The organism is Pseudomonas arabinosi, assembly GCF_047758675.1.
GTDB lineage: Bacteria > Pseudomonadota > Gammaproteobacteria > Pseudomonadales > Pseudomonadaceae > Aquipseudomonas > Aquipseudomonas arabinosi.
On sequence record NZ_CP180480.1, the window covers coordinates 3,749,602 to 3,774,742 of the forward strand.

18 protein-coding genes are annotated in these 25,141 nt (G+C 58.2%); 8 read left to right on the forward strand and 10 right to left on the reverse strand.

Annotated features, from left to right (window positions below; all coding sequences use genetic code 11):
- Positions 1-23: 23 nt before the first annotated feature.
- Positions 24-1,385 (reverse strand): hypothetical protein, encoded by a 1,362-nt coding sequence (locus ACMXYJ_RS17610; protein WP_415756191.1) that lies wholly within the window; start codon positions 1,383-1,385, stop codon positions 24-26.
- 181 nt (positions 1,386-1,566) lie between these two features.
- Positions 1,567-1,926 (reverse strand): response regulator, encoded by a 360-nt coding sequence (locus ACMXYJ_RS17615; RefSeq protein WP_415756192.1) that lies wholly within the window; start codon positions 1,924-1,926, stop codon positions 1,567-1,569.
- A gap of 262 nt (positions 1,927-2,188) precedes the next feature.
- Here ACMXYJ_RS17615 and ACMXYJ_RS17620 point away from each other — a divergent pair, with 262 nt between their 5' ends.
- The 5 genes from ACMXYJ_RS17620 to ACMXYJ_RS17640 all read left to right on the forward strand — a co-directional run bounded on the left by ACMXYJ_RS17620 (position 2,189) and on the right by ACMXYJ_RS17640 (position 8,733).
- On the forward strand, positions 2,189-5,680 hold the full coding sequence (locus tag ACMXYJ_RS17620; protein WP_415756193.1) for a response regulator: 3,492 nt from the start codon (positions 2,189-2,191) through the stop codon (positions 5,678-5,680).
- Positions 5,680-6,513 (forward strand): CheR family methyltransferase, encoded by an 834-nt coding sequence (locus tag ACMXYJ_RS17625; RefSeq protein WP_415756194.1) that lies wholly within the window; start codon positions 5,680-5,682, stop codon positions 6,511-6,513. Before ACMXYJ_RS17620 ends, ACMXYJ_RS17625 begins: the two co-directional genes overlap by 1 nt.
- Positions 6,510-7,103, forward strand: a complete 594-nt coding sequence (locus tag ACMXYJ_RS17630; protein ID WP_415756195.1) for a chemotaxis protein CheB — start codon at positions 6,510-6,512, stop codon at positions 7,101-7,103. Before ACMXYJ_RS17625 ends, ACMXYJ_RS17630 begins: the two co-directional genes overlap by 4 nt.
- Positions 7,097-8,278: a hybrid sensor histidine kinase/response regulator gene (locus ACMXYJ_RS17635; protein ID WP_415756196.1), complete on the forward strand. Its 1,182-nt coding sequence runs from the start codon at positions 7,097-7,099 to the stop codon at positions 8,276-8,278. Before ACMXYJ_RS17630 ends, ACMXYJ_RS17635 begins: the two co-directional genes overlap by 7 nt.
- A 77-nt stretch (positions 8,279-8,355) precedes the next feature.
- Entirely contained in the window at positions 8,356-8,733 is a 378-nt protein-coding gene (locus tag ACMXYJ_RS17640; protein WP_008146959.1) for a response regulator, read from the forward strand.
- 39 nt (positions 8,734-8,772) lie between these two features.
- Here ACMXYJ_RS17640 and ACMXYJ_RS17645 read toward each other — a convergent pair whose 3' ends face one another.
- The 4 genes from ACMXYJ_RS17645 to ACMXYJ_RS17660 form a co-directional block, all read right to left on the reverse strand.
- A complete protein-coding gene (locus ACMXYJ_RS17645) occupies positions 8,773-9,684 on the reverse strand; it encodes a halovibrin HvnA (RefSeq protein ID WP_415756197.1) in 912 nt (303 codons plus the stop codon).
- Between the two features lie 206 nt (positions 9,685-9,890).
- Complete coding sequence (locus tag ACMXYJ_RS17650) at positions 9,891-11,543, reverse strand: response regulator (protein ID WP_415760749.1); 1,653 nt, start codon at positions 11,541-11,543, stop codon at positions 9,891-9,893.
- Between the two features lie 14 nt (positions 11,544-11,557).
- Positions 11,558-13,060, reverse strand: coding sequence for an ATPase domain-containing protein (locus ACMXYJ_RS17655; protein WP_415756198.1), 1,503 nt, complete (start codon positions 13,058-13,060; stop codon positions 11,558-11,560).
- A 116-nt stretch (positions 13,061-13,176) separates the two neighbouring features.
- A complete protein-coding gene (locus ACMXYJ_RS17660) occupies positions 13,177-14,232 on the reverse strand; it encodes a tetratricopeptide repeat protein (RefSeq protein WP_415756199.1) in 1,056 nt (351 codons plus the stop codon).
- A gap of 204 nt (positions 14,233-14,436) precedes the next feature.
- On the opposite strand from ACMXYJ_RS17660, the gene ACMXYJ_RS17665 reads away from it, so the two are divergent.
- The 3 genes from ACMXYJ_RS17665 to ACMXYJ_RS17675 are packed head-to-tail and all read left to right on the forward strand — an operon-like array spanning position 14,437 to position 17,744.
- Entirely contained in the window at positions 14,437-16,584 is a 2,148-nt protein-coding gene (locus ACMXYJ_RS17665; RefSeq protein ID WP_415756200.1) for an FUSC family protein, read from the forward strand.
- The gene (locus ACMXYJ_RS17670; RefSeq protein WP_046048365.1) at positions 16,574-16,774 is read left to right on the forward strand and encodes a DUF1656 domain-containing protein; all 201 of its coding nucleotides are present in this window, start codon (positions 16,574-16,576) and stop codon (positions 16,772-16,774) included. Before ACMXYJ_RS17665 ends, ACMXYJ_RS17670 begins: the two co-directional genes overlap by 11 nt.
- Before the next feature lie 4 nt (positions 16,775-16,778).
- Positions 16,779-17,744, forward strand: coding sequence for a biotin/lipoyl-binding protein (locus ACMXYJ_RS17675; RefSeq protein WP_415756201.1), 966 nt, complete (start codon positions 16,779-16,781; stop codon positions 17,742-17,744).
- 212 nt (positions 17,745-17,956) lie between these two features.
- Here the strand turns inward: ACMXYJ_RS17675 and ACMXYJ_RS17680 are convergent, their stop codons facing one another.
- From ACMXYJ_RS17680 to ACMXYJ_RS17695, 4 genes are all read right to left on the reverse strand, one after another.
- On the reverse strand, positions 17,957-19,378 hold the full coding sequence (locus tag ACMXYJ_RS17680; RefSeq protein ID WP_415756202.1) for an efflux transporter outer membrane subunit: 1,422 nt from the start codon (positions 19,376-19,378) through the stop codon (positions 17,957-17,959).
- The gene (locus ACMXYJ_RS17685; protein ID WP_415756203.1) at positions 19,375-22,557 is read right to left on the reverse strand and encodes an efflux RND transporter permease subunit; all 3,183 of its coding nucleotides are present in this window, start codon (positions 22,555-22,557) and stop codon (positions 19,375-19,377) included. Before ACMXYJ_RS17685 ends, ACMXYJ_RS17680 begins: the two co-directional genes overlap by 4 nt.
- A 12-nt stretch (positions 22,558-22,569) precedes the next feature.
- Positions 22,570-23,823: a multidrug efflux RND transporter periplasmic adaptor subunit MexE gene (gene mexE / locus ACMXYJ_RS17690; protein WP_415756204.1), complete on the reverse strand. Its 1,254-nt coding sequence runs from the start codon at positions 23,821-23,823 to the stop codon at positions 22,570-22,572.
- A gap of 312 nt (positions 23,824-24,135) precedes the next feature.
- Entirely contained in the window at positions 24,136-25,053 is a 918-nt protein-coding gene (locus ACMXYJ_RS17695; protein WP_008156370.1) for a LysR family transcriptional regulator, read from the reverse strand.
- Positions 25,054-25,141 lie beyond the last annotated feature (88 nt).

Below are 25,141 nucleotides of genomic sequence, written 5' to 3' on the forward strand. Positions count from 1 at the left end.
TCAAGCGAGTCCGTGACCGACTTCTATACGTCATCCAGCGTGACGATTTTGTTGAGTAACCCCCAATCAATCACCGGATCCACGGCAGCCAGAGCGTCAAGCGTCTTTCGCGACTCGGAGACCGAGTCAAACTTCGACAGTTGGTGTAGCTGCGCATAAGTCATCGAGCGCGTCGATCCCGGCGCAATGATTTCCTGCACCGCGACGATCCGGCAAAATTCGACCCATTGCGGCGTGCCCAATAGCAGGGTGGGAGGCAGATCGCTTACCAGAAATTCCGGCGCGGCCTCTGCCAGCAATAGGTGAGCGGCCAGTGCCGCATTTCTTTCGGTAGTCCGGTGGTTCTCGATCAGGTGCCGTTCGAATTCCGTTTGAATATCGGAGAAGGATTTTTCCATGTGCTCGACAGCATATAAGTTGAAACCTGCCACGTGATTGCGAGGCTCTTGTTCGCCGCCCCCCGGATGAAGATTGAGCAAGAGTGAAGTCAGCATTATTTGCTTGAGCGACTCATCTGATTGGGATTGGTTTTCTTGCGCTCCATACCAACCCAGATCCCGCACGTAAGCGTTTGCCCAGTAGAAAGCGATAGGAGTGGAAACAAGTTTTTCAAGAGCGTCCTCAGCCTCCGGGCGTTTGAAGGGGGTAGACCGTCCTCCCCAAATGCTATTTACCAGATGTTCAAGTAACGATTGATCGTTGATGTAACTGGCGATGAGTTTGCGGAATTCGCTACGCTGAACTGCAGAAAGAGTGACAGAATTGTCTCCGCCGGTATTGATCATTTCCCAATAGTTACCAAGCGGTGGACTCACTGGAGGTTTAAGTTGCATGAATTCTGTCAGCCTGGAACCTTCGGCGGCGGTTCGGGGAATGATGTAACCATGGAATTTCAACCATTGCGCCAGCTTGACGTGATCAGCGAGAGAAATGACGCCACCGGTCAATTTCGCCATTTCAACCAATGCATGAAGATCATCTTTCAGATCCGGTGCAAGTTTAAATGCGTTCGCAACGTCAAGTGTTTTGCCTGAGAATTTTGCATTTATTTCTCCTTCGGAAGTTACTTCGAACAGTGAGTGCTCGGGAAGTGCGAGGGTGGCCATTAATTTTTTGAAGGAGTTTTGCTCGGACATGTTTTGCAGCAGTTTTCTGCCGGGTTGCAGAGCATCTTCAAGCGTCGACCCGGACTCCAGAGAGATGATGGCACCTTCCAGCATGATTGCTTGCGAAGGGCTAATTTCTTCTACTTGCTGATTTAGTTTATATACAGCCTCCATTCGCTCATTGTTGTCACTTTGGATGTGACGATCTTGAATGGCGGTGTAGGGGGCAGGTCTGGACAAGTATCTTTGAGTTGGAGAGTTTGCTGGATTGTGGGTCATGATAAATATCTATTTCTGGATTTTATGTTTGAGAGAGCCTCTTTTGTTATCTTGTGTTTATCAAGAATTGCTGTGTAAGTGTATTTTGCAAGTGTTAGGGGTTCTGAGTTATGTCATTGAGAACTTGTCCAAGGACGACGCCCCTTCATTGCTGTTTGAAGGGGTTTGATTGTCGATTTATCTATTCAATAATGCTCTTTACTTTGTCCCGCAACTGATCAATGGAAAACGGTTTACCAATCACGTGCATGCCTGCCGGCACATCAATGCTTTCGGCATAGCCGCTGGCAAACAGGATCGGCAACTCTGGGCGCAGCATCCGCGCCTGGGTGGCCAGTTCACGGCCGTCCATCACTGGCAAGCCGACATCAGTCATCATCAAATCAATGTACTGATCTTCATCGTTGAGAAACTCCAGCGCCTGTTCGCTGCCATCGGCCTCGAGCACCTTGAACTCGAGTTCCTCCAGCACGTCGACAATCAGCATGCGCACGATGGCATCGTCTTCGACTACAAGGATGATGGACGCGGTGGCGGACATAGTGGGGGTTCTCAGAGGTTGAATTCGCGGTTGGCGGTCGATCGAAATCGCCGGGCTCTTGCTTGAGTAAGTGACGGAACCCGACAAGTTCCCACGCGGTAGAAAAAAGAATAGCCGCACAAGTGCTGGCAAGGATAACCGCTCCTTTGCGCTGGAGCAGTGGAATGTAGGATTTTGCGCGAAAAGGTGTCAGATAATTGGATCAATGTGCCACTTTTGGGGCAAACTCCTTGGTTTTCAACAGTTCGACAAGGTTTCCCCCATGACATCCGCGTCTTCGGTTGATGAGCAACGATTCCGTAAACTCCTGAGTCGCAACGTCAGCCTGCCGTTGGGTGTCGGCGTGCTCAGTGCAGTGTTCTTTGTGTCGCTGATTACTTACCTGCTGTCGGTGATCCAGTGGGTCGAGCACACCGATCGGGTGATCAATAACGCCAATGAATCGATCAAGCTGACCGTCGATCTGGAAACCGGTATGCGCGGCTTCCTGCTCACTGGCGACGAGCACTTCCTTGAACCCTACGAAACGGCCAAGCCACGAATCGCTGTTGCCCTTAATACCTTGCTCGAACTGACCGCGGACAACCCGGTGCAGACCGACCGCCTGCACCGGCTTCAGGCCTTGCAGAATGAGTGGGCCACTTATGCGCAGACAATAATTGAATTGCAGCGATCCAGCGGCGATTACCGCAGCGCGGTCAAGGCCGGGCGCGGCAAGCGGCTGACCGATGAGATCCGCAAGCAATTCGAAGACGTGATCGACATGGAGCAACAGTTGCGCACCACGCGCAACGAGGAAGTGCGCCGCACGACGATCTGGAGTATCAGCCTTTATCTATTGTTCATCGCCGGGATCAGCGCATTGCTGGCCTACATCGGCCGTCGTGACTTGCTCAACCTTTCGCAAAGTTACAGCGCCAACCTCGCCGGGCAACAGGCCAGTGCCCAGCGTCTGGAACAGCAGGCCTGGTTGCGTAATGGCCAGACCGAACTGGCCGAGCAAGTGCTGGGGCAGCTGTCACTTAATTTGCTGGGCCGCAACATTCTGCAGTTCTGCGCGCAGTACCTGGGCAGCGCCGTAGCAGCCATTTATGTCCGTGAAGAACACGGCGGTCTCAAGCGCATTGCCTCTTACGGTTTCTCCCGCGAGCAGGAAGCGCGCGAACAGCAGATTTACAGCGAGGAAGGCATTGTCGGCCAGGTAGCGAACCAGGCTCGCTTGATCCGTCTCGATGACGTGCCGAGCGATTACTTCAAGGTCTGCTCCGGCCTGGGCGAAGGTCTGCCGCATAGCGTGCTGGTGGTGCCGACCAGTGACGACGATCGGGTCAACGGTGTGATCGAACTGGGCTTCTTGCGCCCGCTGACTGATCGCGATGTCGAATTGCTTGAGCTCATTGCCGGCAACATTGGCACGTCCATCGAGGCCGCTCGCTATCGCCAGCGTCTGCAGGAAGTGCTGGCCGAAACCCAGCAGCTCAATGAAGAGCTGCAAGTCCAGCAAGAAGAACTCAAGACCGCCAACGAAGAGCTGGAAGAGCAGTCGCGGATTCTCAAGGAGTCCCAGGCGCATCTGGAGACCCAGCAGGTCGAGCTCGAACAAACCAATGAGCAACTCGCCGAGCAGGCGCAGATCCTGGCCGACCAGCGCGACGCCATGGACCTGAAGAACAGCGAGCTCAATCAGGCCCAGACCCAGCTCGAAGAACGCGCCGAAGAGTTGCAGCGCTCGAGCAAGTACAAGTCTGAATTCCTCGCCAACATGTCCCACGAGTTGCGCACGCCGCTGAACAGCTCGTTGATCCTGGCCAAGTTGCTGGCGGAAAACCCCCAGGAAAACCTCAGCGCCGAGCAGGTCAAGTTCGCCGAATCGATTTACTCCGCCGGCAATGATTTGCTCAACTTGATCAACGACATTCTCGACATCTCCAAGGTCGAGGCCGGCAAGCTTGAGATGCGACCGGAGAACACCAGTGTCGCGCGTCTGGTGGACGGCTTGCGCGGGATGTTCCAACCCCTGGCGACCGACAAGAAACTGGATTTCCAGGTCGAGGTGCAGGCCGGTGCGCCGATGATGATCTTCACCGACCGCCAGCGTCTGGAGCAGGTCATCAAGAACCTGCTGTCCAACGCGGTGAAATTCACCGAAAAAGGCACGGTCAGCCTGACGGTCGCCAGCCAGCCCAGCGACGGTATCGCCTTTATCATTCGCGATTCGGGGATTGGCATTGCCGCGGATCAACAGGAAAGCATTTTCGAAGCCTTCCGCCAGGCCGATGGCACCACCAATCGCCGCTATGGCGGCACCGGCCTGGGCTTGTCGATTTCCCGCGATCTGGCCGCCTTGCTCGGCGGTTCAATCAGTGTCACGAGTGAGCCGGGGCAGGGCAGTGTGTTTACGCTGGTTTTGCCGCAGCAATACGTCGAACCAGGCGAGAATCCTGTCGAGCCGATGAGAGCCACGCCGGTTGCCATTACACCGAGAGTGACGCCCGCCGCGCCGGTACCGCTGATCGCCGAAGTCGATATCCCGCGTTTCGACGATGATCGCACCAAGGCGCCATTCGCCACTCGTTGCATTCTGGTGGTGGAAGACGAGCCGAACTTCGCCAATATCCTTTACGACCTGGCGCATGAACTGGGTTATCAGTGCCTGGTGGCGCACGGCGCGGACGAGGGTTACGACTTGGCGAGGGAATTCATCCCGGACGCCATTCTGCTGGACATGCGCTTGCCGGATCACTCCGGGTTGACCGTCTTGCAACGCCTGAAGGAGCACGCTGAAACCCGGCACATTCCGGTGCATGTGATTTCGGTGGAAGACCGGGTCGAAGCCGCGATGCACATGGGCGCCATCGGTTATGCGGTCAAACCGACGACCCGCGAAGAACTCAAGGACGTGTTTGCCCGCCTTGAGGCCAAGCTGACCCAAAAGGTCAAACGCGTCCTGCTGGTCGAAGACGATGATCTGCAGCGCGACAGCATTGCCCGGCTGATCGGCGACGATGACATCGAGATCACTGCCGTTGGCTTGGCGCAGGATGCGCTGGACCTGCTGCGCACGACGATTTTCGACTGCATGATCATCGACCTGAAGCTGCCGGACATGCTCGGCAACGACTTGCTCAAGCGCATGTCCACGGAAGATATCTGCTCGTTCCCTCCGGTGATCGTCTACACCGGGCGCAACCTGACCCGGGACGAAGAGGCCGAACTGCGCAAGTATTCGCGCTCGATCATCATCAAGGGCGCCCGCTCGCCCGAGCGTTTGCTGGATGAGGTCACACTTTTTCTGCACAAAGTCGAATCCCGGTTGTCCCATGAACGCCAGAAGATGCTCAAGACCGCGCGCAGTCGCGACAAGGTTTTCGAGGGTCGCAAGGTGCTGCTGGTGGACGACGATGTACGCAACATCTTCGCCCTCACCAGTGCCCTGGAGCAAAAGGGTGCAGTCGTGGTCATCGGCCGGAACGGCCGTGAAGCGATTGAAAGACTGAATGAAGTCGAGGACATCGATCTGGTGTTGATGGACGTGATGATGCCGGAGATGGATGGCTATGAAGCCACCATCGAGATCCGCAAGGACCCGCGCTGGCGCAAGCTGCCGATCATTGCGGTGACGGCCAAGGCCATGAAGGACGATCAGGAGCGCTGCTTGCAAGCGGGCTCCAATGATTACCTTGCCAAGCCCATTGACCTGGATCGCCTGTTCTCGCTGATTCGCGTGTGGTTACCAAAAATGGAACGCTTTTAGTGGAACGCAATTTTTCAGTAGAGCGAAATAGCGAAATCGAAATTCGCTTGTTGATCGAGGCGATCTACCTCAAATACAGCTATGACTTTCGCGACTACTCCGGCGCTTCGATCAAGCGCCGGGTCAATCACGCATTGAGCCAGTTCGAGTGCACGACCATTTCAGCGTTGCAGGAAAAAGTCCTGCACGACCCGACGGCGTTCATGCAGTTGCTGCAACTGCTGACGATCCCGGTCAGCGAGATGTTCCGCGACCCTTCGCACTTCCTCGCGATCCGTCAGGAAGTGGTGCCGCTGCTCAAAACTTACCCCTCGATCAAGATCTGGATCGCCGGTTGCAGCACGGGGGAAGAGGTCTATTCGATGGCGATTCTGCTGCGCGAAGAAGGCTTGCTCGATCGCACCATCATCTACGCCACCGACATCAATCCGCGCTCGCTGGACAAGGCCAAGCAAGGGATTTTCTCCATGGAGAATGTCCGCGCCTACACTCATAACTACCAGCAGGCAGGTGGCCAGCGTTCGTTCGCCGACTATTACACGGCGGCTTACGGTTATGCCATTTTCGACAAGACGCTGTGTGAGAACGTGACCTTCGCCGATCACAGCCTGGCGACTGACAGTGTCTTTTCAGAAACTCAATTAATTTCGTGTCGTAATGTATTGATTTACTTCAATAAAAAGCTTCAGGATCGTGCGTTCGGATTGTTCCATGAATCCCTTTGCCATCGAGGATTTTTGGTGCTGGGCAGCAAGGAAACCCTGGATTTTTCGGCCTACGGCAACCAGTTCGAACCGTTGGTCAAACAAGAACGGATTTACCGCAAATCATGAACAGTGCAGCGGATTTGCCTCCTGTAGAGGCTATCGTGATCGGCGCCTCGGCCGGCGGTGTGGAGGCGTTGCTGAGTATCCTCAGCCCTTTGCGAGAAGGCTTCAAGCTGCCGATTATCGTGGTTTTGCATCTGCCGGACGAACGTCGCAGCCACTTGGCCGAGGTGTTCGCACGGCGTGTATCCATGCCTGTACTGGAAGCTCGCGACAAGACACTGGTCGAAGCCGGAACGTTGTATTTCGCGACACCGGGTTATCACTTGTCGGTGGAGCAGGACCGCAGTTTTTCCTTGAGCCTGGAAGCCCGCGTGCACTATTCGCGACCGGCCATCGATTTTCTGTTCGAGTCGGCCGCCGATGCCTATGGTTCATCCCTGGCCGCTGTGTTGTTGACCGGCGCCAACCGCGATGGCGCTCGCGGCCTGGCCCAGGTCAAGCGCTGTGGCGGCATGACCATCGTCCAGGACCCGGATGAAGCCCAGGTCGCGACCATGCCCCAGGCTGCACTTGATATACACCGGCCGGACCACATTCTCCCTATGCGCGGCATCGGCCGTCTGCTTGTCGAGCTGGAACGAATCGCATGCTAAGTACTATCCAGGCCAAATTGCTGATCGTCGACGATCTGCCGGAGAACTTGTTGGCGCTCGAAGCGCTGATCAAGCGCGAGGACCGTATCGTCTACAAAGCCTTGTCCGCCGACGAAGCCTTGTCGCTGTTGCTGCAACACGAATTCGCCATGGCCATTCTCGACGTGCAGATGCCCGGCATGAACGGCTTCGAACTGGCCGAGCTGATGCGCGGTACGGAAAAGACCAAGAACATCCCGATCGTGTTCGTCAGTGCGGGCGGTCGCGAGCTGAACTATGCGTTCAAGGGCTATGAGAGCGGCGCCGTGGATTTCCTCTACAAGCCGCTGGATATTCATGCGGTCAAGAGCAAGGTCAACGTGTTCGTCGAACTGTATCGCCAAAGCAAGGCGATGAAACAGCAGGTCGAAGAGCTGGAGCAGAGTCGCCATGAGCAGGAAGTGCTGCTCAAGCAGTTACAGAGTACCCAGCTGGAACTGGAGCAAGCGGTGCGCATGCGCGATGACTTTATGTCCATTGTCGCCCACGAAGTCCGCACGCCGCTCAACGGCCTGATCCTCGAAACCCAGTTGCGCAAGATGCACCTGGCCCGGGATAACGCTGCGGCGTTCACTCTGGACAAGATGCACGCGATGGTCGACCGCGACGAGCGGCAGATCAAAAGCCTGATCCGACTGATCGAAGACATGCTCGATGTGTCGCGCATTCGCACCGGTAAGTTGTCGATCCGACCGACGCGCTTCGATCTGTCGGCGCTGGTTCGCGGGTTGTTGCAGAACTTTGCACCGCAGATTGATGCTGCCGAGTCCTCCGTCAGTTTGGAGGCCGAGCAACCGGTGGTGGGCAGTTGGGACGAATTTCGCATTGAGCAGGTGATTTCCAACCTGCTGACCAATGCTTTGCGCTACGGCGCCAAAAGTCCGATCACCGTTAAGGTGTACAGTGAGAGCGGTCAGGCTTGGGTGGAAGTGCGCGATCTCGGGATCGGCATCGGCGAAGAGAACCAGAAGCGTATTTTCCAGCAGTTCGAACGCGTCGCAGCCAAACACGCTGTCGCGGGGTTGGGCCTGGGGTTGTTTATTTCAGAGCAGATTGTGGCCGCCCATGGCGGTTTCATTACCGTCGAAAGCCGGATTGGCGAAGGCGCCTTGTTTCGCGTTTGTCTGCCGCTGTAGGAAAACAGCCAGATAAACGCAACCTCTGATCGACCTCACGGTCGTATCAGCAGCTATTGACCGAACAAAGGCTTCCCATGAGTGAAGATGCACAAGACGTCGTATTGATCGTCGAAGATGACCCCTCCATTTTGATGGTGCTGTCGGCCTATCTGTCGGGTGAGGGCTACCGGGTGTTGCAGGCCGAAAACGGCGAGCAAGCCTTCGAAATTCTATCGAGCAAACCGCACCTGGACATGATGATCACCGACTTCCGCCTGCCGGGCGGAATCTCTGGCGTCCAGATCGCTGAACCCGCCGTGAAGTTGCGACCGGAGCTCAAGGTGATCTTTATCAGCGGTTATCCGCAGGAGATCCGCGAGACGGACAGCCCGATCACCCGCAAGGCGCCGATCCTGGCCAAACCGTTCGATCTGGATGTGCTGCAAGAGCTTATGCAGGAAATGCTTTCCTGATGCAGGACACCGTTCGTTGACCGGTGCCCTTTCAGTGGCTCAACGTTTTACCTGATCCGCTGCAATGTAGGTGAATACAGCATCAGTCGTTGCGGTGGGCATCGTAAGTTTTATGATCGGAACCACCGTTCCACCGGTTTTGGCGAAGTAGTCTGTCTGATCATGTTGTGCGCCAGGCAGCCCGCCTGGGATGTAGAAAAACGCTTCGATGGGAAGTTCGCGTGGGATGTTTTGCGGCCAGGTGGCAAGGATCAATTCGATGTACTGATGCCGGCCTGCCATGAAATTACCCAGGTTATGGGCTCGAATGGTTTGATAGAACGAGTCGGCACCCAGATTGTTCATCGAATCGCGCACATCAAAACTGCACAGCGCATTGTGTGTTCTGAAGTTGGCCAGCCATTGATCGCCGGTAGTTATGCCTTGTGATTGGCAGCGATTGCTGCGAGCGGGCCTAGGTTTGTAAAGACCGCAGCCTGGATCCTCTCGTTGGTCCGTTGCTAACACTTCGATCTGCCGCGTACCGGTAGGTCTTGCCAGTACCGGGGCCAATACGAAGCCATTTTTGTACAGCCACACCATGCTGGAGAACTTGGCGTCCTTCCTCAAATATGAAAAAGATACGCCTCCGCTGGTTTGTGAGCGTGGGCTAGGGTTCCAGCTCGAATACTGGGGCGACGGCACTGTTGCGCGCAGCATTATGCCTGCGCACAGAAACGCGGGCATCGAAGCCTTGCCACAATTTTGGCGAGTGTCGTTGTAACGACTGGTCAGGGTGGCTGCGACCGCTGCGCCACTGGCCGTTGTTGCGGATGAATACGTTTCTACACTGGAACCCGATTCCATGTTTTCCATGGAAGTTAGTTTGACCGGCGGTGCTGGTTCTTGTTGTTCGTGGACCTGACAGCCCGTGAGGGCAACCATGAGTACAAGTGCGATTATCTTCTTCATGAGGGTTCATCCCGTTAGTATTGAGCTGCCCGTGGCAAGCGAGCGCAGAGCCGCCTTCGAATAGGCGCGCTGCGTACTTCAGGGGGGATTGAACCCAGAAAAACATACCGCGAATAGCTGTCAGAGTTGACAGGTGACAGGCTTCTAAACGAAGCCTAGGCTTAGCTGTTGCGTGGTGACGCTGAATGAAACAGGGTTTGTGCTGATTACTGCCGGATCATCTCCCGCACCTTCGCCGTCAATAGGTCGAAGGTGAACGGCTTGGTGATCATCTGCATGCCGGGATCAAGGAAACCACCGCGCACTGCCGCATGCTCGGCATACCCGGTGATGAACAACACCTTCAGATCAGGCCGGTACTGCCGGCCGATTTCCGCCAGTTGCCGGCCATTCATGCCGGGCAATCCAACGTCGCTGATCAACAAATCGATACGCTGCCCGGAATCAAGAATCGGCACCGCACTGTCGGCATCGCCAGCCTCGACGAAGGCATAGCCCAGGTCACTCAACACCGTGCTGACCAACGCCCGCACCGCCGGATCGTCTTCGACGATCAGTACCGTTTCGCCATTCTGTGCGAACGGAGCGTGCTGGACGTCCACGGGGCTGTCCTGAGGCACGTCACCGCCGAATCTCGGAAGGAACAGACTCACCGTGGTGCCTTCGCCCACTTCACTGTGAATGGCGACGTGGCCGCGCGATTGTTTGGTGAAACCATAAATCATCGACAGCCCGAGGCCTGTGCCCTGACCGATGGGTTTGGTGGTAAAGAACGGATCAAAGGCCCGGTTGATGGTGCTTTGCGGCATGCCACACCCGGTGTCCGTGACGCTTAGCACCACGTAATCACCCGGTTGAAGGTTGCTCTGGGCTTCGGTGAAGCCAAGGTCCAGATGCTGATTGCTGGTTTTCACCACCAGTTTGCCGCCATCGGGCATCGCATCCCGAGCATTGATCACCAGATTGAGCAGGGCGCTTTCCAATTGGTTGGGATCGGCTTCGGCCACCCAGAGTTGCTTGTTCAACTGCATGTCCAGCTGAATGGTTTCGTTGATGCTGCGCTGAAGCAGTTCGCCCATGGACACCACCAGGGTGTTCATCTCCACGGGTTTGGAGTCCAGCGACTGACGCCGGGAGAACGCCAGCAGACGGTGGGTCAGGCCTGCCGCGCGGTTGGCTGAGGTCACGCCCAGGTCGATAAGGCTGTCCAGATCGTCGGTGCGCCCACGGGCCAGACGTCGGCGCAGCAGCTCCAGGCTGCCGATGATGCCGGTCAGCATGTTGTTGAAGTCGTGGGCAATGCCGCCGGTGAGCTGGCCGACCGCTTCCATCTTCTGCGATTGGCGCAGGGCTTCTTCATTGTGTCGCAGCTGGGCGGTACGTTCCTCGACCTGCTGTTCGAGGGTTTCGAGGGTGTTTTGCAACCGCAGTTCGCTTTGACTCAGATCGATCAGCCGGTCCCTGGCTTCGTACTGTCGTCGACGGCCGCGCAACGCGGTGGTCACTAGGCTAATCAACGTAACCGGGTGAAAAGGGCGCTCAAGAAACGTCACGTTCCCCAACTGTGGGCCGTAGCGCGACGCCGGGTTTTGTTCCGGGCCACCATGGTAGGTCATCAATACAATCGGAAGGTCCGACCAGGCCGGCTGTTGCTCGATCAGACCGAGCAGCGGTTCAAGATCGCCGCTCAACAAGGCCTCGGAAGAAATCAGCAGCAAGCCTGCCCCTTGCTCCAGTTCACTGCACAACGCCACAAGGTCCCGCGTAATCACCCCGTCGTAACCCGCTTCATTAAGCATCATCAGCGCAATCTGGCTGTCGCGACCCAGCGGCGCGAGAATGATCGCGCGCTCGGACATCGCTTCCTGGGCACTCACGGGTTTCCTTCCTCTAGCAAGGGTTGGCTGGCGCCCAGGTAAGTGGGAACACCACGCAACACACCCTGAAACGCATCCAGTGGTTCACCAATGGTCATGCCCTGAGCGCTGATGCGGTATTCACGAATGGTCGATTCATGGCTCCCGGTGCGTTTCTTGATGATCGAAATCGCCCGGCGAACCTTGCCCACCGCCTCGAAGTAGCGCAGCAGGATGACCGTGTCGGCCAGGTAGGTGATGTCCACGGGGGCCTGCATGTCACCGACCAGTCCATGCTGGGCAACGGTCATGAAGGTCGCGGCACCCTGGCGATTGAGGTACAGCAGCAATTCATGCATGTGCAGAACCAGGGCATTCTCTTCGGGCATCGCCGCTTGATAGCCGTTGATGCTATCGATCACCACGGTCTTGATATTGCGTTCATCGACGCAGCGACGAACCCGATAGGAAAACTCTCCGGGGGACAACTCGGCCGCGTCCACTTGCTCGATCAGCAGGTTGCCGGTGTCTTGCAGCGCCTTGAGGTCGATGCCGATACTCTTCATGCGCTCGAACAGCAAACCGAGCTCCTCATCGAATATAAACAGGGCGGCTTTTTCACCCCGAGCCACGGCGGCGGCAGCGAAGATCATCGAGATCAGCGATTTGCCGGTACCGGCCGGGCCGAGGATCAGAGTACTGGACCCGGTCTCGATCCCGCCGCCGAGCAGGGCGTCCATGGCCTTGATGCTGCTGGACAATTGCTGACGGATATAGCGACCACGATGCTCGGCGGCCACCAGGCGCGGAAATACATGAACGCCATCGCCCATGATGGTGAAGTCGTGAAACCCGCCACGGTACTTCTGGCCACGGTACTTCACCACACGGATCCGCCGACGCTCGGCGCCATAATTGGGGGTCAGTTCCTCAAGGCGAATCACGCCGTGGGCCACACTGTGCACGGTTTTGTCGAGGGATTCGGTGGTCAGGTCGTCCAGCAACACCACCGTGGCGTCATAGCGCACGAAGTAGTGTTTGATCGCGAGGATCTGGCGACGGTAGCGCAGTGAGCTTTGGGCCAGCAGGCGGATCTCGGAAAGACTGTCGAGCACTACGCGGGTCGGCTTGACCCGTTCGACCACTTCGAAAATCTGCTTGGTGGCTTCGCCCAGTTCAAGGTCCGAGGAATACAACAAGCTCTGCTGATGCTCGGCATTGAGCAGGCTTTCCGGGGGCGTCAGCTCGAAGATGTGGATGTTCTCATCCAGTTCCCAGCCGTGGGACAACGCTCCTTGTCGCAGCTCCCGCTCGGTTTCCGACAACGTGATGTACAACGAGCGTTCGCCGGCACGAGCGCCGGCCAACAGGAAATGCAAAGCAACGGTGGTTTTGCCGGTTCCGGGCTCACCCTCCAGTAAAAACACATGGCCGCGGGACAAACCACCGGCCAGGATGTCATCCAGGCCTTCGATGCCGGTGGCGGCTTTTGCACTGATCAACTCGTTTGATGTAGACAAAAAATGCCCTCTCATGACTAGGGGAAGCGAGGCAGCAGGCTATAAGTGCCTGAATGGACTGCCTGTTCTCTTGACCCTTGGCCGAGACGACGAGTTCAACGAAATTTTTGCTGTTGTTAAAGCCCTTGCTGCAAGGCCGGGTCGTCGGGATTGAGTTGTTCAAGTTGCGCCAACAGAATCTGCACGTTCTGCAGCTGGCCGCTTTCTTTCCAGTAATTGATCAACAATACCCGGGCTTTTCGGTCCGCCGGATGGCGCTGGACGATCTCCTGCAACTGTTTCTGCGCCGCTTCCAGCTCCTGTTCATCGTGAAGCGTGGTGGCCAGGTCGTAGCGGTAATCCTTGTTGTCCGGCTCCAGCTCCACGGCTTTGGAAAGGCCGAGCAGGGCGAATTCACTTTGCCCGTGATGCAACAGCCAGAGTCCCAGGGCATGTTGCAGGTAGGCTGAATCGGGCTGAGCCTTCAGCTGCTTGGCCAACAGTTGCCGGGCGGCATCGTTTTGGCCCAGGCGATCCAGCACGTCGATTTGCATCACCAGCGCGGGCAGGTTGCCGGGCGCAAGACGCAAGGTGTTCTGCAGTGCCTGCTGCGCCTCTTTCAATTCGGCATTGTGCAGATGCAGTCGAGCCAGTTGATATTGGTTGTCGGCGCTTTCCGGTTGACTCTTCAGGTCCTGTTCCCAGGCGTCGATGGCTTGCTCCAGCGGCCCGAAGTACAAACCGAGATCGTCCGGCGATAGCCCCAGCAAGGCGTTCACGGCGGCATAGCGGACGCGCTGTTCGCTGTCATCGAGTAACGGGCCCAGCAGCAGGCTGCGCTGACCGCTGGGCACCAGACCGCTGATACTTTTGATCGCCGCGATGCGCACGTCCGGCGATTCATGCTGCAAGTCCGCATCCGCCAGTTTCAGGGCCACGGAGCTGGGGTAGTTGGGCAGTTCGGCATGCAGCCAGACGCGGCGTTTGACCGATATATCAGGGCGGCCCAATTGCTGGTAGAGAACCCGCGCTGCGCCCGGTTGGCCCGCGCGCGCCTGGTTCAGCGCCTCGCTGTAGCCACGCTTGATCGCCTCCGGCACAGCGGGGGTTGTGCTGCGCAGGAAAAACCAGGCAAGGCCGATGGCAAACAGGACGCAGAGACTGATGAGCAGGTAGCGGCGGGACTGGGGCATGCAGGAATCCGGGAGCTGGCAAGCTGTTGCAAAGTTGCCAGCTTCGGTCAGGCAAGGCTGTGAGTCAAACCCAGACTTGGTTCATTACGTGAGTCAGTCGATTCAAGGCAGTCTGGCTTTTCAATGATTTTGCCTACAGGTTGCGTCGACATTGAAACCCGTCGAGGCGCGTTGGCAGTGACTACGCTTGCTGGAGATGACTCGATGAGCGCTCCCATGCAACCGCTGCTTCAGTACTTCAAAGCAATACTCAACCCCGGGCCCGGCGTGGCGTTGTTCGCCCTGCGGACGATCGCGGCCGGGCTGCTGACGTTGTATCTGGCGTTCCTGTTCGACCTTGAGCAGCCCAAGTGGTCGATCATGGCGGTGGTCATCGTCAGCCAGCCATTGGGCGGCATGGCCCTGGCCCGGAGTTTCGGCCAGGTCATCGGCACCACACTCGGGGCGGTCGTGGCGGTGTTGATCATGGCGATCTTTCCCCAGGCGCCCCTGCCTTTCATCCTCACCCTGGCCTTGTGGCTGGCACTGTGTACCGCCGGCGGCACCTTGTTGCGCTACACCAGTTCCCAGGCGTTTGTATTGAGCGGGTACACGGCGGTGGTCGTGGCACTGCTGGCGGTGCCCGATCAGGGAGGTACGTTCCTTCTCGCCGTCACCCGCGTGACCGAGACGCTATTGGCGGTGGCTTGCGTGTGCGTGGTCAGCCTGCTCACGGCGCGGCCGGAAGCTGTGGCCCGGGATTACTTCGCCAAGATCGATCAGGTCATCAAGCTGCTCGCGACTCACGCTGCTGCCGTCATCCGGACCGAAGAAAGCGAGGCCGATTTCCATCGGAGGCAGATGCAACTGCTCGGCGCGATCAGCGCCCTGGAGGGGGTACGTCGGCATTTGTATTTCGATGCGCCACGGTTGCGCAGCGCCAATGAGTTGGTGCAGTTGCTGGGTAATCAGCTGGTGTTGTTGACGTCGCGGCTGACGGCTTTGCGTCACCAGCGGGAGCTGCTTTCCGAGCGCTGGAAAGGTGCCTTGCCGGAGGAGATACAGCGATTACGCGCCGAAGAACTGGTCTTTCTCGATGAATTGGCCCTGCAAGGGCGCTCATTGTCGACCAAAGCCCGGCAGCGTTTCTCGGCACTGCAACAGCGTTTTGATGATCAGGCGTACAAGGCCGAACAACTCACCGAGACGATGCCAGCCACCCTGCGTTCACTGGCCTGGGCACTGCGCTGGGAACAGGCGCGGATGCTGGAGCAGCTCGGCCAGATTCTCGAACTGAGCGACGCAATCCAGGACGGGCGTGCGGCCAGTAGCATGTTTCGCGGCCAGGACAATCCGCTGCATCTGGACTTCACGTTGGCGGCAATGAATGCGATCCGAGCATTTACCGCATTGGTGGTGGCCGGTCTGATCTGGATTGAGACCGCTTGGGACGGGGCTCGTGGCGGGATGATCGTGGTGGGGATTCTCTGTTCGCTGATGGCGACGTTTCCACGACCGTTGCTGGCCAGTCAGAGCTTTGCCAGGGGGCTGGGTCTGGCTTTGGTGGTGTCGGCGCTGTACCTGTTCCTGCTAATACCGATGATCAGTGACTTCGAGTTACTCGCCTTGTTGCTAGCCCCCTTGCTGTATGCCGTTGCGGTGGGGCTGTCCAGTCCGCCAACCACGGGCACAGGCATTGGTCTTGGGCTGACGACCATTCTGTTGCTGGGCCCGCAAAACACGGAAATCGGCCAGAACAGTGCCATTCAGTGGTTCGAGTTTGCCGGTTCCTATATCTGCGCAGCCGCGCTGGCGCTCAGTGTCTATGCCTTGATCTTTCCGTTCAGGCCCGTTTTACGGATGCGCCGGCTGTTCAATGAGAACTGTGAGCAGGTCTACGCTTTGCTGAAGACGCCGGCCACCGATGAGCAGCAATTTGCGTTTGAAAGCCGCATGGTCGATCGCCTGACCATGATGTTGGGGCTGCTGCCGGCCACCGACGACAAGCAATCCAGCGAGCTGTTCGAAGTCAGCCTCGGGTGCATGGCGCTGGGTGTGGCGTTGAACCAGCTCAGGCAACAGGGACAGAGCAACACCTTGCTCAGTACTGAGCAACAAAACCGCTTGCTCGCGGCTGTCCGTGAGACAGGTCGATTGATCGCCGGGCGGCCCGGGATTGACCTTGAGCAACTGCTCGGAAACCTGCGTGTCTTGGGCGATGAAATGGACAACTTGCATTTAGACGTTCATGAACACCTGTGGTCGGTATTCAGGATGCGCGTGGCGTTGTTGATCGTGGTGTCGTTTCTGGAGCGACATCGCAAACACTTTCAACCCACAGAAACGGAAGGAGTGCCGGCCCTTGCCCATTGATTTTGAGTTGGGTGGCGTCTACTTGCCGCCGATTGCTCAGGCGTTACTGCTGGCACTACCGATTTACCTGGTGCTGGACTGGATCTTGCGCCGCATTGGCGTGTTGCGGTTCGTCTGGCATGAAGCCTTGTTCGAAGGCGCGTTGTACGCCTGCGTTTGCGCAACGCTGATTCTGGTGATGGGAGCTTGATGCTTTGAAGAAGATCCTTGCCCGACTCGTAACGGTGGCGGTGGTGTTGCTGGCTTTTGTTCTCGGCTGGTTTGCCTGGGAACATTACACCCGTGCCCCCTGGACCCGCGATGCACGGGTGCGTGCCGATGTGGTGACCTTGTCCGCCGATGTCTCGGGGCGCATCGTTGGCTTGGGCGTGCAGGACAACCAGCATGTGGAGAAAGGCCAGTTGCTGCTGGAGATCGACCCGGCGCGCTATGTGCTGGCGGTTGAGCATGCCAAGCGCTCGGTGGAAGTGGCGAAAGCCACCCTTGGTCAGTCCGAGGCAACGATTGTCGCCAGTGAAGCGCTGCTCCGCCAGCGTCAGAGTGAAGAACGCCGACGGCGCACGCTCAAGCAGCGGCTTGCGATTTCTGGTGAAGAATGGGAGAAATCCAGCACGGAAGTGGCGGTGGCGCAGGCCGAGTTGTTGCGCAACCAGGCCAACCTCGGTCTGGCTCGGGCCAACGTGCAATTGGCCATCGCCGCATTGACCCAGGCCGAACTGGACTTGCAGCGCACGCGGGTCGAAGCGCCCGTGACAGGTTACGTCACCAACCTGCTGACCCGTCAGGGGGACTATGCCGCAGCCGGAGGCGCGTTGTTGGCGCTGGTGGACAGCGACTCGTTTTATGTCAGTGGCTACTTTGAAGAAACCAAGCTGCCGCGAATCGAGGAGGGCGACCGGGTCAGGATCGAATTGATGAGCGGCGAAACTTTCGGCGGCACGGTGCAAAGCATTGCCTTCGCCATTTCCGACCGGGAGAACCTGCCCGGCGGTCGATTGCTGGCCAACATAAACCCCAGTTACACCTGGGTCAAACTGGCGCAACGGGTACCGGTGCGGATACAGATCGATCCCGATTACGCTGCCAAAAACCGACTGCGCGCCGGGACCACCGCCACCGTAACCATCATGGAAACCCGCGATACTCAAGAGCACCGCTAACCCCCTGTGGGAGCGAGCTTGCTCGCGAATGCGGTGTGTCAGCCGCAGAATATCCATTGGATGTACCGGCCTCTTCGCGAGCAAGCCCGCTCCCACAGGTTCTGTGATTGCTTCCAGCACGGTGCGCAGGCAAAAAAAAGCCCCGCGACCGAATGAGGCGCAGGGCAAAGGAATTGGTTGGTTGCGGCCAACCAAAGGAGCTCGTTAAAACTTTACTTGCTGGCGACCGTCTCTGGTTGCCAGCCACCGCCCAGGGCTTTGTAAATCGCGACAATGCCGCGGTACAGATCGACTTCGGCCTGGGCCTGCGTGTCCTCAGCCGCCAGACGCTCACGCTGGGCGTCAAGCAGGACGAGGAAGTCCGCCGTGCCTTCGCTGTAGCGAATTTGGGCGAGGTCGGCCGCGGCGCGGCTGGATTCACTCTGACGAATCAGCGAGATCAGGCGTTGCTGGCGTTTGCCGTAGTCGCTAAAGGCGTTTTCCGATTCTTCCAACGCCAGCAGTACTTGCTGCTCGTAGGTTGCCAGGGCACCTTCGGCATCCGCATCGGCGCCACGTAAACGGGCGCGCACGCTGCCAAGGTCGAATGCAGCCCAGGTAATGCTTGGGCCCAATGCCCAGGCGTTAGCCGCCGAGGAACCGATTTGCGAACCGCGCCCGGCGGTGAAACCAAGGAAACCGCTGAGGCTGACCCGAGGGAACAAATCAGCCTTGGCTACGCCGATACGGGCGGTGGCGGAAGCCAGTTTGCGTTCGGCGCTGAGAATGTCCGGGCGACGCTGCAACAGTTCACCCGGATCACCGATCGGCAATGCCTTGGCGATCGCCGGCAAGTCCTTGGGACTCAGGTCGACGGTCAGCTTGTCCGGACGCTCGCCCAACAGAGTGGCGATGCGGTTTTTCTGCCGAACCTGTTCAGCCTGCAATTGCGGCACGCTGGCTTCGACGGACGCCAGGCGAGCATCGGCGCGGACCACATCGAGCTGATCGCCGACGCCGGCATCACGCAGGCTGACGGTGATCTTGCTCGATTCCTGCTGGTTGTTCAGGTTGGCCAAGGCGATCTTTTCCCGCAGCTGCGCACCGCGCAGTTGGCCATAGGCGTCCACCAGCTCGGCAATCATCGAGACTTGCAGTTGGTATAGGTCGGCTTCGAGCGCTTGCTGTTCGGCGTCGGCGGATTCCAGGTTGCGCTGGATACGGCCAAACAGGTCGATCTCCCACGCCATGTCCAGGCCCAGGTCGTAGCGCTCGCTATTGACCCGCTTGGTGGTCTGGCCCGGGATCTGCCCCTTGGCCAGGTCACTGCTGGCGCGGCTGGTGATGGTCGGCATGGCGTCATTGCTGACGTCATCGCGAATTGCCCGGGCCGCTTTCCAGCGGGCAAAGGCCACGCGCAAATCACGGTTGCCTTGCAGCGATTGAGTCACCAACTGGTTGAGGGTCGGGTCTTCGAACTGCTGCCACCAGATGCCTTCGAAGCGCGAGCGGTCGAAGTTCTTCTGACCGGCGCTGCCATCGGTGGCGGTGGTGATGTTGGCCGGCTCAGTGGCTGGGGTCTTGTAGTCCGGGCCGACGGCACAGGCACTCAGGGCCAGTACCAGAAGGCTCGGCAGGAAGGCTTTCAGGCTCATTGTTGCGCCTCCAGTTTCAGGGCCTTGGCCGCTTTGCGCTTTTCACCGCGCTCCACAAAGTTACGAATCAAGACGTAGAACACTGGCGTCAGCAACAGACCGAAGAAGGTCACCCCGAGCATCCCGGAGAACACCGCCACACCCATGGCATGACGCATTTCGGCACCGGCACCGCTGGAGAACACCAGAGGCACAACACCCATGATGAACGCGAAGGAAGTCATCAGGATCGGGCGCAGACGCAGACGGCAAGCTTCCAGAACCGCGGCGAGCGGGCTGAGGCCTTCGTCTTCCTGTTTATCCTTGGCGAACTCGACGATCAGAATCGCGTTCTTACAGGCAAGCCCCACCAGTACGATCAAGCCGATCTGGGTGAAGATGTTGTTGTCGCCTCCGGAAGCAATCACACCGGTAATGGCCGACAGCAGGGTCATCGGTACGATCAGGATCACCGCCAGTGGCAGGCTCCAGCTTTCGTACTGAGCCGCGAGTACCAGGAACGCCAGCAATACGCAGAGCGGGAACACGAACAGCGCAGTGTTGCCGGACAGAATCTGCTGGTAGGTCAGGTCGGTCCATTCGTAGGTCATGCCGTTCGGAAGTTCTTCCTTGAGCAGTTTCTCGATGGCTTTTTCGGCCTGGCCGGAGCTGTAGCCGGGGGCTGCCGCTCCATTGATTTCAGCGGTGATGAAGCCGTTGTAGTGCATCACGCGGTCCGGGCCCGAGGTGTCGCTGACCTTGATGAAGGTCGCCAGCGGGATCATCTCGCCTTTGTTGTTACGCACTTTCAGCTGACCGATCTGGTCCGGTTCGAGACGGAACTGTTGTTCAGCCTGAACGTTGACCTGATAGGTACGACCAAAGCGGTTGAAGTCGTTGGCATACAACGAACCCAGGTAGATCTGCAGGGTGTCGAAGATGTCGCTGACAGCCACGCCGTGGGTCTTGGCTTTTTCCCGGTCGATAGCCGCATCGACCTGTGGCACGTTCACGGTGTAGCTGGTGAACAGGGCGGCCAGTTCCGGCACGTTGTGGCTTTTGTTGATGATGTTCATGGTTTCTTTGTACAGCTCGTCGTAGCCGAGGTTGCCCTTGTCTTCGATCTGCAGGCGGAAACCACCGATGGTGCCCAGGCCTTGTACGGGCGGCGGCGGGAAGATCGCCATGTAGGCTTCCTGAATCCCGGCGAACTGACCGTTCAAAGCACCGGCAATGGCACCGGCGGACATGCTCGGGTCTTTACGCTCGTCGAACGGTTTCAGGGTCACGAACACGATGCCGGCGTTAGGACTGTTGGTGAAACCGTTGATCGACAGGCCCGGGAAGGCCACGGCACTTTCCACACCAGGCTGTTTCAGGGCCAGGTCGGACATGCGTTTGATCACGTCCTCGGTGCGGTCCAGGCTCGAAGCGTCCGGCAGTTGCGCGAAGGCCACCAGATATTGTTTGTCCTGGCCGGGTACGAAGCCGGTCGGGGTGTGGGCGAAACCGAAGAAGGTCAGCACCATCAGGCCTGCGTACAACAGCAGTGCAATACCGCTGCTGCGGATAACCCGGGCTACGGTGCCGACATAGCCATTGCTGGCGCGTTCGAAGAACCGGTTGAACGGACGGAACAGCCAACCGCCCAATAGTTTATCAAGCACTTTGGTAAAGCGATCTTTCGGCGCACTGTGGCTCTTGAGCAGCACGGCGGCCAGGGCAGGGGACAGTGTCAGCGAGTTGAACGCCGAGATCACGGTCGAGATGGCAATGGTCAGGGCAAACTGTTTGTAGAACTGGCCGGTGAGTCCGGAAATGAACGCCGCCGGGATAAATACCGCACACAGCACCAGCGCCGTCGCGATGATCGGCCCAGTCACCTCTCGCATCGCTTTCTTGGTGGCTTCTACGGGCGTTTCTCCCAGCTCGATGTGCCTCTCCACGTTCTCCACTACCACAATGGCGTCGTCCACCACGATACCGATCGCCAGTACCAACCCGAACAGCGACAGGGCATTCAACGAGAAGCCGAACAAGTGCATCACCGCGAACGTGCCGATCAGCGACACCGGCACGGCTACCAACGGAATGATCGAGGCGCGCCAGGTTTGCAGGAACAGAATCACCACCAACACAACGAGAATCAGTGCTTCGAAGAGGGTGTGAACAACGGCTTCGATGGAGCCGCGCACGAAGATCGTCGGGTCATAGACGATGCTGAAGTCCATACCTTCCGGGAAGTTCTTCTTCAGCTCGGCCATCTTGTCGCGCACTTCGTTGGAGATTTCGATCGCGTTGGAACCAGGGCGCTGGAAGATCGGGATCGCCACCGCCGGTTGGTTATTCAGCAACGAACGCAGGGCGTATTGGCTGGAACCCAGCTCAACGCGGGCAATGTCTTTGAGGCGAGTAATTTCACCGTTATCGCCGGAGCGAATGATGATGTTCTCGAACTCCTCTTCAGAAACCAGACGGCCTTGGGTGTTGACCGAGAGCTGGAACGCGGTGGCATTCGGCGCGGGTGGCGCACCCAATGCACCGGCAGCCACTTGACGGTTCTGTTCACGAATCGCGGTCACGACATCGGTGGCGGTCAGGTTACGCGAAGCGGTCTTGTTCGGATCGAGCCACACACGCAGCGAGTAATCGCCCATGCCGAACAGCTGCACGTCACCGACACCGCCCAGACGCGCCAGCTCATCCTTGATGTTGAGCAAGGCGTAGTTGGACAGGTAGAGCATGTCGTAGCGTTTGTCCGGCGAGGTCAAGTGCACAACCATAGTCAGGTCGGGCGAAGCCTTGTCCACGGTGATACCGATGCGTGTCACTTCTTCAGGAAGCTTCGGCTCGGTCCGGGTCACACGGTTCTGCACCTGTACCTGTGCGTTGTCCAGGTCAGTGCCCAGCGCAAAGGTGATGGTCAGCGTGATCTTGCCGTCAGCGGTGGACTGCGAGGACATGTACAGCATGTTCTCGACGCCGGTGATGGCTTGCTCCAGTGGAGCAGCCACGGTTTCACCGATAACTTTAGGGTTGGCACCCGGGAAGTTGGCGCGGACCACAACGGTCGGCGGAACCACTTCCGGGTATTCGCTGATTGGCAACTGGAACAGCGAGATGGCGCCGGCGATCAGGATCAGCAGCGAAAGTACCGCTGCAAAGATCGGCCGTGAAATGAAGAATTGGGAAAAATTCATCGTAGAGATCCCTTAACCGCGTGGTGTCGCAGCAGCCAGTTTCACAACCGTACCCGCCGCGACCTTGGCAGGTGCGACTTGGGGCAGGTTGCTGGCTTCCAGCGCTTGTCGTTGTTGTGCGAGTGCCGCGAGGGTTTGTTCACTGGCCATCGGGATCACTTCTGGCGTGACCGGCGAACCAGGGCGAACCCGTTGCAGACCCTTGACGATGACGGTGTCGTCCTTGCTCAGGCCGTTGCGCACGATGCGCAAACCTTCGATCTTCGGACCCAGTTCGACCGAGCGGTAAACCGTCTTGTTGTCGGCATCCATCACCAGCACGAACTTTTTACCCAGATCGGTACCGACCGCTTCGTCGTTGATCAGCACGGCGGAATAGGTGCCGCTGCCGACCAGTTTCAGGCGGGCATACAAGCCGGGGGTGTATTGACCGTCAGTGTTGTCGAACACGGCACGACCGCGGATGGTGCCGGTTTTCGGGTTGACCTGGTTGTCGACGAAGTTCATCACGCCCTGGTGCGGGTTGCCGTCTTCGTTGGAGAGACCGAGGTAAACCGGCGTGGTAGCACCGCGTTTGCCCTGGCGAGCGAGCTGGGTGTATTTGAGGAACACACGCTCGTCGGCGTCGAAGTAGGCGTAGACCTTGTCAGTGGACACCACACTGGTCAGCGCGGTGGTATCGGCGGTCACCAGGTTGCCGGCGGTGATTTCCGCACGGCTGACGCGACCGCTGATCGGTGCGGTGACACGGGTGAAGCTCAGGTTCAGTTTGGCCAGATCCAGTTGTGCCTGGAGGGCTCCGACGGCGGCGCGGGCTTCTTGAGCGGCGCTGGTGCGTGAATCGGCCAGCTCGGCGGAGATCGCGTTGCTGGTGCGCAGACGTTCGCCGCGCTGGGACTCGTTTTCGCTGCGGGTGGCGTTGGCGCGGGACTGGGCAACCAAGGCTTCGAGGCGGCGAACCTCAGCCTGGAATGGACGCGGGTCGATCTGGAACAACAGGTCGCCTTTCTTGACCAAAGCGCCTTCAGTGAAGGCCACTTCATCGATCTGGCCAGAGACCCTTGGACGAATTTCTACGGTTTCCGGCGCTTCGAGGCGGCCGGTGAATTCATCCCATTCATTGACCGGTTGTTCCAGCACCTTGGCCACGCTGACTTTGGCTGCGGGCATAGTGGCGGCCGTGTCCGGAGTCTTGCCACAGGCGCTCATCACCAGTACGGCCAACAGGGCCAACGGGAAGCGTAAATGTTTGAGTGATTGTTCCATGGATGCATCCGCCAATGTATTGAGAATGGACGGATGATGCTCGGGGAGGTTGTATCGCACGAATCGAATGAGGCAAAGGTAACTATCATTCGGAATGATATAAGTCCCAGCCAAGCTCTCTAGCGTGCACCTTTCGTTAGGCGGCTATCAATTGGATTGATGACAATTCTGTGTTGCGGGGAATGCAAAGGTTCAGCTTGAGACCGCGTTGCGACCTATCGCGAGCAAGCTCGCTCCCACAGGGGAATGCATTCCAAATGTGGGAGCGAGCTTGCTCGCGATGGGGCCAGAAGCCTTCATGTAAAATCAGGATCAGGCCAAACTATCCGGATCACCAAAGAACATCTGAATACGCGACCTTAACCAACGTTCGCCAGGATCATTATCCTGCGACCCACGCCAGGCCATGTGCAATTCAAAACTGCGCACCGGCAACGGCGGGTCTTCAGCCCGCACACCACCGGCCGCCGTCAACGCTTCAGCCGTGTAATCCGGCACGGTCGCGACAATATCAGTCCCGCTGATGAGGGTGCTGAGTCCGTTGAACTGCGGCACTGCGAGCACCACATGTCGTTTGCGTCCGAGCTTTTCCAGTTCTTCATCTATAAAGCCGCTCAGGTCGCCCGCGAACGACACCAGCGCATGGGGCCGTGCGCAGAAATCATCCAGGCTCAATGGCCCCGGCACCGTGTCGGCCCGCAACAGCTTCGGCATGCTGCGACGCAGTACTTTGCGCTTGGCGTTGGCCGGCAGGTCGGCGGTGTAGCTGACGCCGATGGAAATTTCACCCGAAGCCAACAGGCTCGGCATCAGGATGTAGTTGGCCCGACGCACCACCAGCACGATCCCCGGCGATTCGGCGCGCAGACGCTTGAGCAGCATCGGCAGCAGGGCGAATTCGACATCATCCGACAGACCGATGCGAAATACCGCGGTGCTGGTCGCCGGGTCGAATTCCGCCGCACGACTGACCGCGGTGGAAATCGAATCCAGTGCAGGCGAGAGCAGGGCGAAGATTTCCACCGCCCGGGCGGACGGCTCCATGCTGCGACCGGTACGCACGAACAACGGATCATCGAACAGCCCGCGCAGGCGCGAGAGTGCCGCACTGATGGCCGGCTGGCCGAGGAACAATTTCTCCGCAGCGCGGGTCACGCTGCGTTCGTGCATCAATGTTTCGAAAACGATCAACAGGTTCAGGTCGACACGACGCAGGTCATTACGATTCATCTGGAGTCCTGGCAGAGTCATCAAGCTTGACGAGAGCGGCCATATGAGAACAATGGCCGGCATGAATATTAAGGGGAAAGGCTGCTAC

Coding starts and splice junctions, on each gene's coding strand:
- ACMXYJ_RS17610 (WP_415756191.1), bottom strand. CDS start 1,385: ATGACCCACAATCCAGCAAACTCTCCAACTCAAAGATACTTGTCCAGA.
- ACMXYJ_RS17615 (WP_415756192.1), bottom strand. CDS start 1,926: ATGTCCGCCACCGCGTCCATCATCCTTGTAGTCGAAGACGATGCCATC.
- ACMXYJ_RS17620 (WP_415756193.1), top strand. CDS start 2,189: ATGACATCCGCGTCTTCGGTTGATGAGCAACGATTCCGTAAACTCCTG.
- ACMXYJ_RS17630 (WP_415756195.1), top strand. CDS start 6,510: ATGAACAGTGCAGCGGATTTGCCTCCTGTAGAGGCTATCGTGATCGGC.
- ACMXYJ_RS17635 (WP_415756196.1), top strand. CDS start 7,097: ATGCTAAGTACTATCCAGGCCAAATTGCTGATCGTCGACGATCTGCCG.
- ACMXYJ_RS17640 (WP_008146959.1), top strand. CDS start 8,356: ATGAGTGAAGATGCACAAGACGTCGTATTGATCGTCGAAGATGACCCC.
- ACMXYJ_RS17645 (WP_415756197.1), bottom strand. CDS start 9,684: ATGAAGAAGATAATCGCACTTGTACTCATGGTTGCCCTCACGGGCTGT.
- ACMXYJ_RS17650 (WP_415760749.1), bottom strand. CDS start 11,543: ATGTCCGAGCGCGCGATCATTCTCGCGCCGCTGGGTCGCGACAGCCAG.
- ACMXYJ_RS17660 (WP_415756199.1), bottom strand. CDS start 14,232: ATGCCCCAGTCCCGCCGCTACCTGCTCATCAGTCTCTGCGTCCTGTTT.
- ACMXYJ_RS17665 (WP_415756200.1), top strand. CDS start 14,437: ATGAGCGCTCCCATGCAACCGCTGCTTCAGTACTTCAAAGCAATACTC.
- ACMXYJ_RS17680 (WP_415756202.1), bottom strand. CDS start 19,378: ATGAGCCTGAAAGCCTTCCTGCCGAGCCTTCTGGTACTGGCCCTGAGT.
- ACMXYJ_RS17685 (WP_415756203.1), bottom strand. CDS start 22,557: ATGAATTTTTCCCAATTCTTCATTTCACGGCCGATCTTTGCAGCGGTA.
- mexE (WP_415756204.1), bottom strand. CDS start 23,823: ATGGAACAATCACTCAAACATTTACGCTTCCCGTTGGCCCTGTTGGCC.
- ACMXYJ_RS17695 (WP_008156370.1), bottom strand. CDS start 25,053: ATGAATCGTAATGACCTGCGTCGTGTCGACCTGAACCTGTTGATCGTT.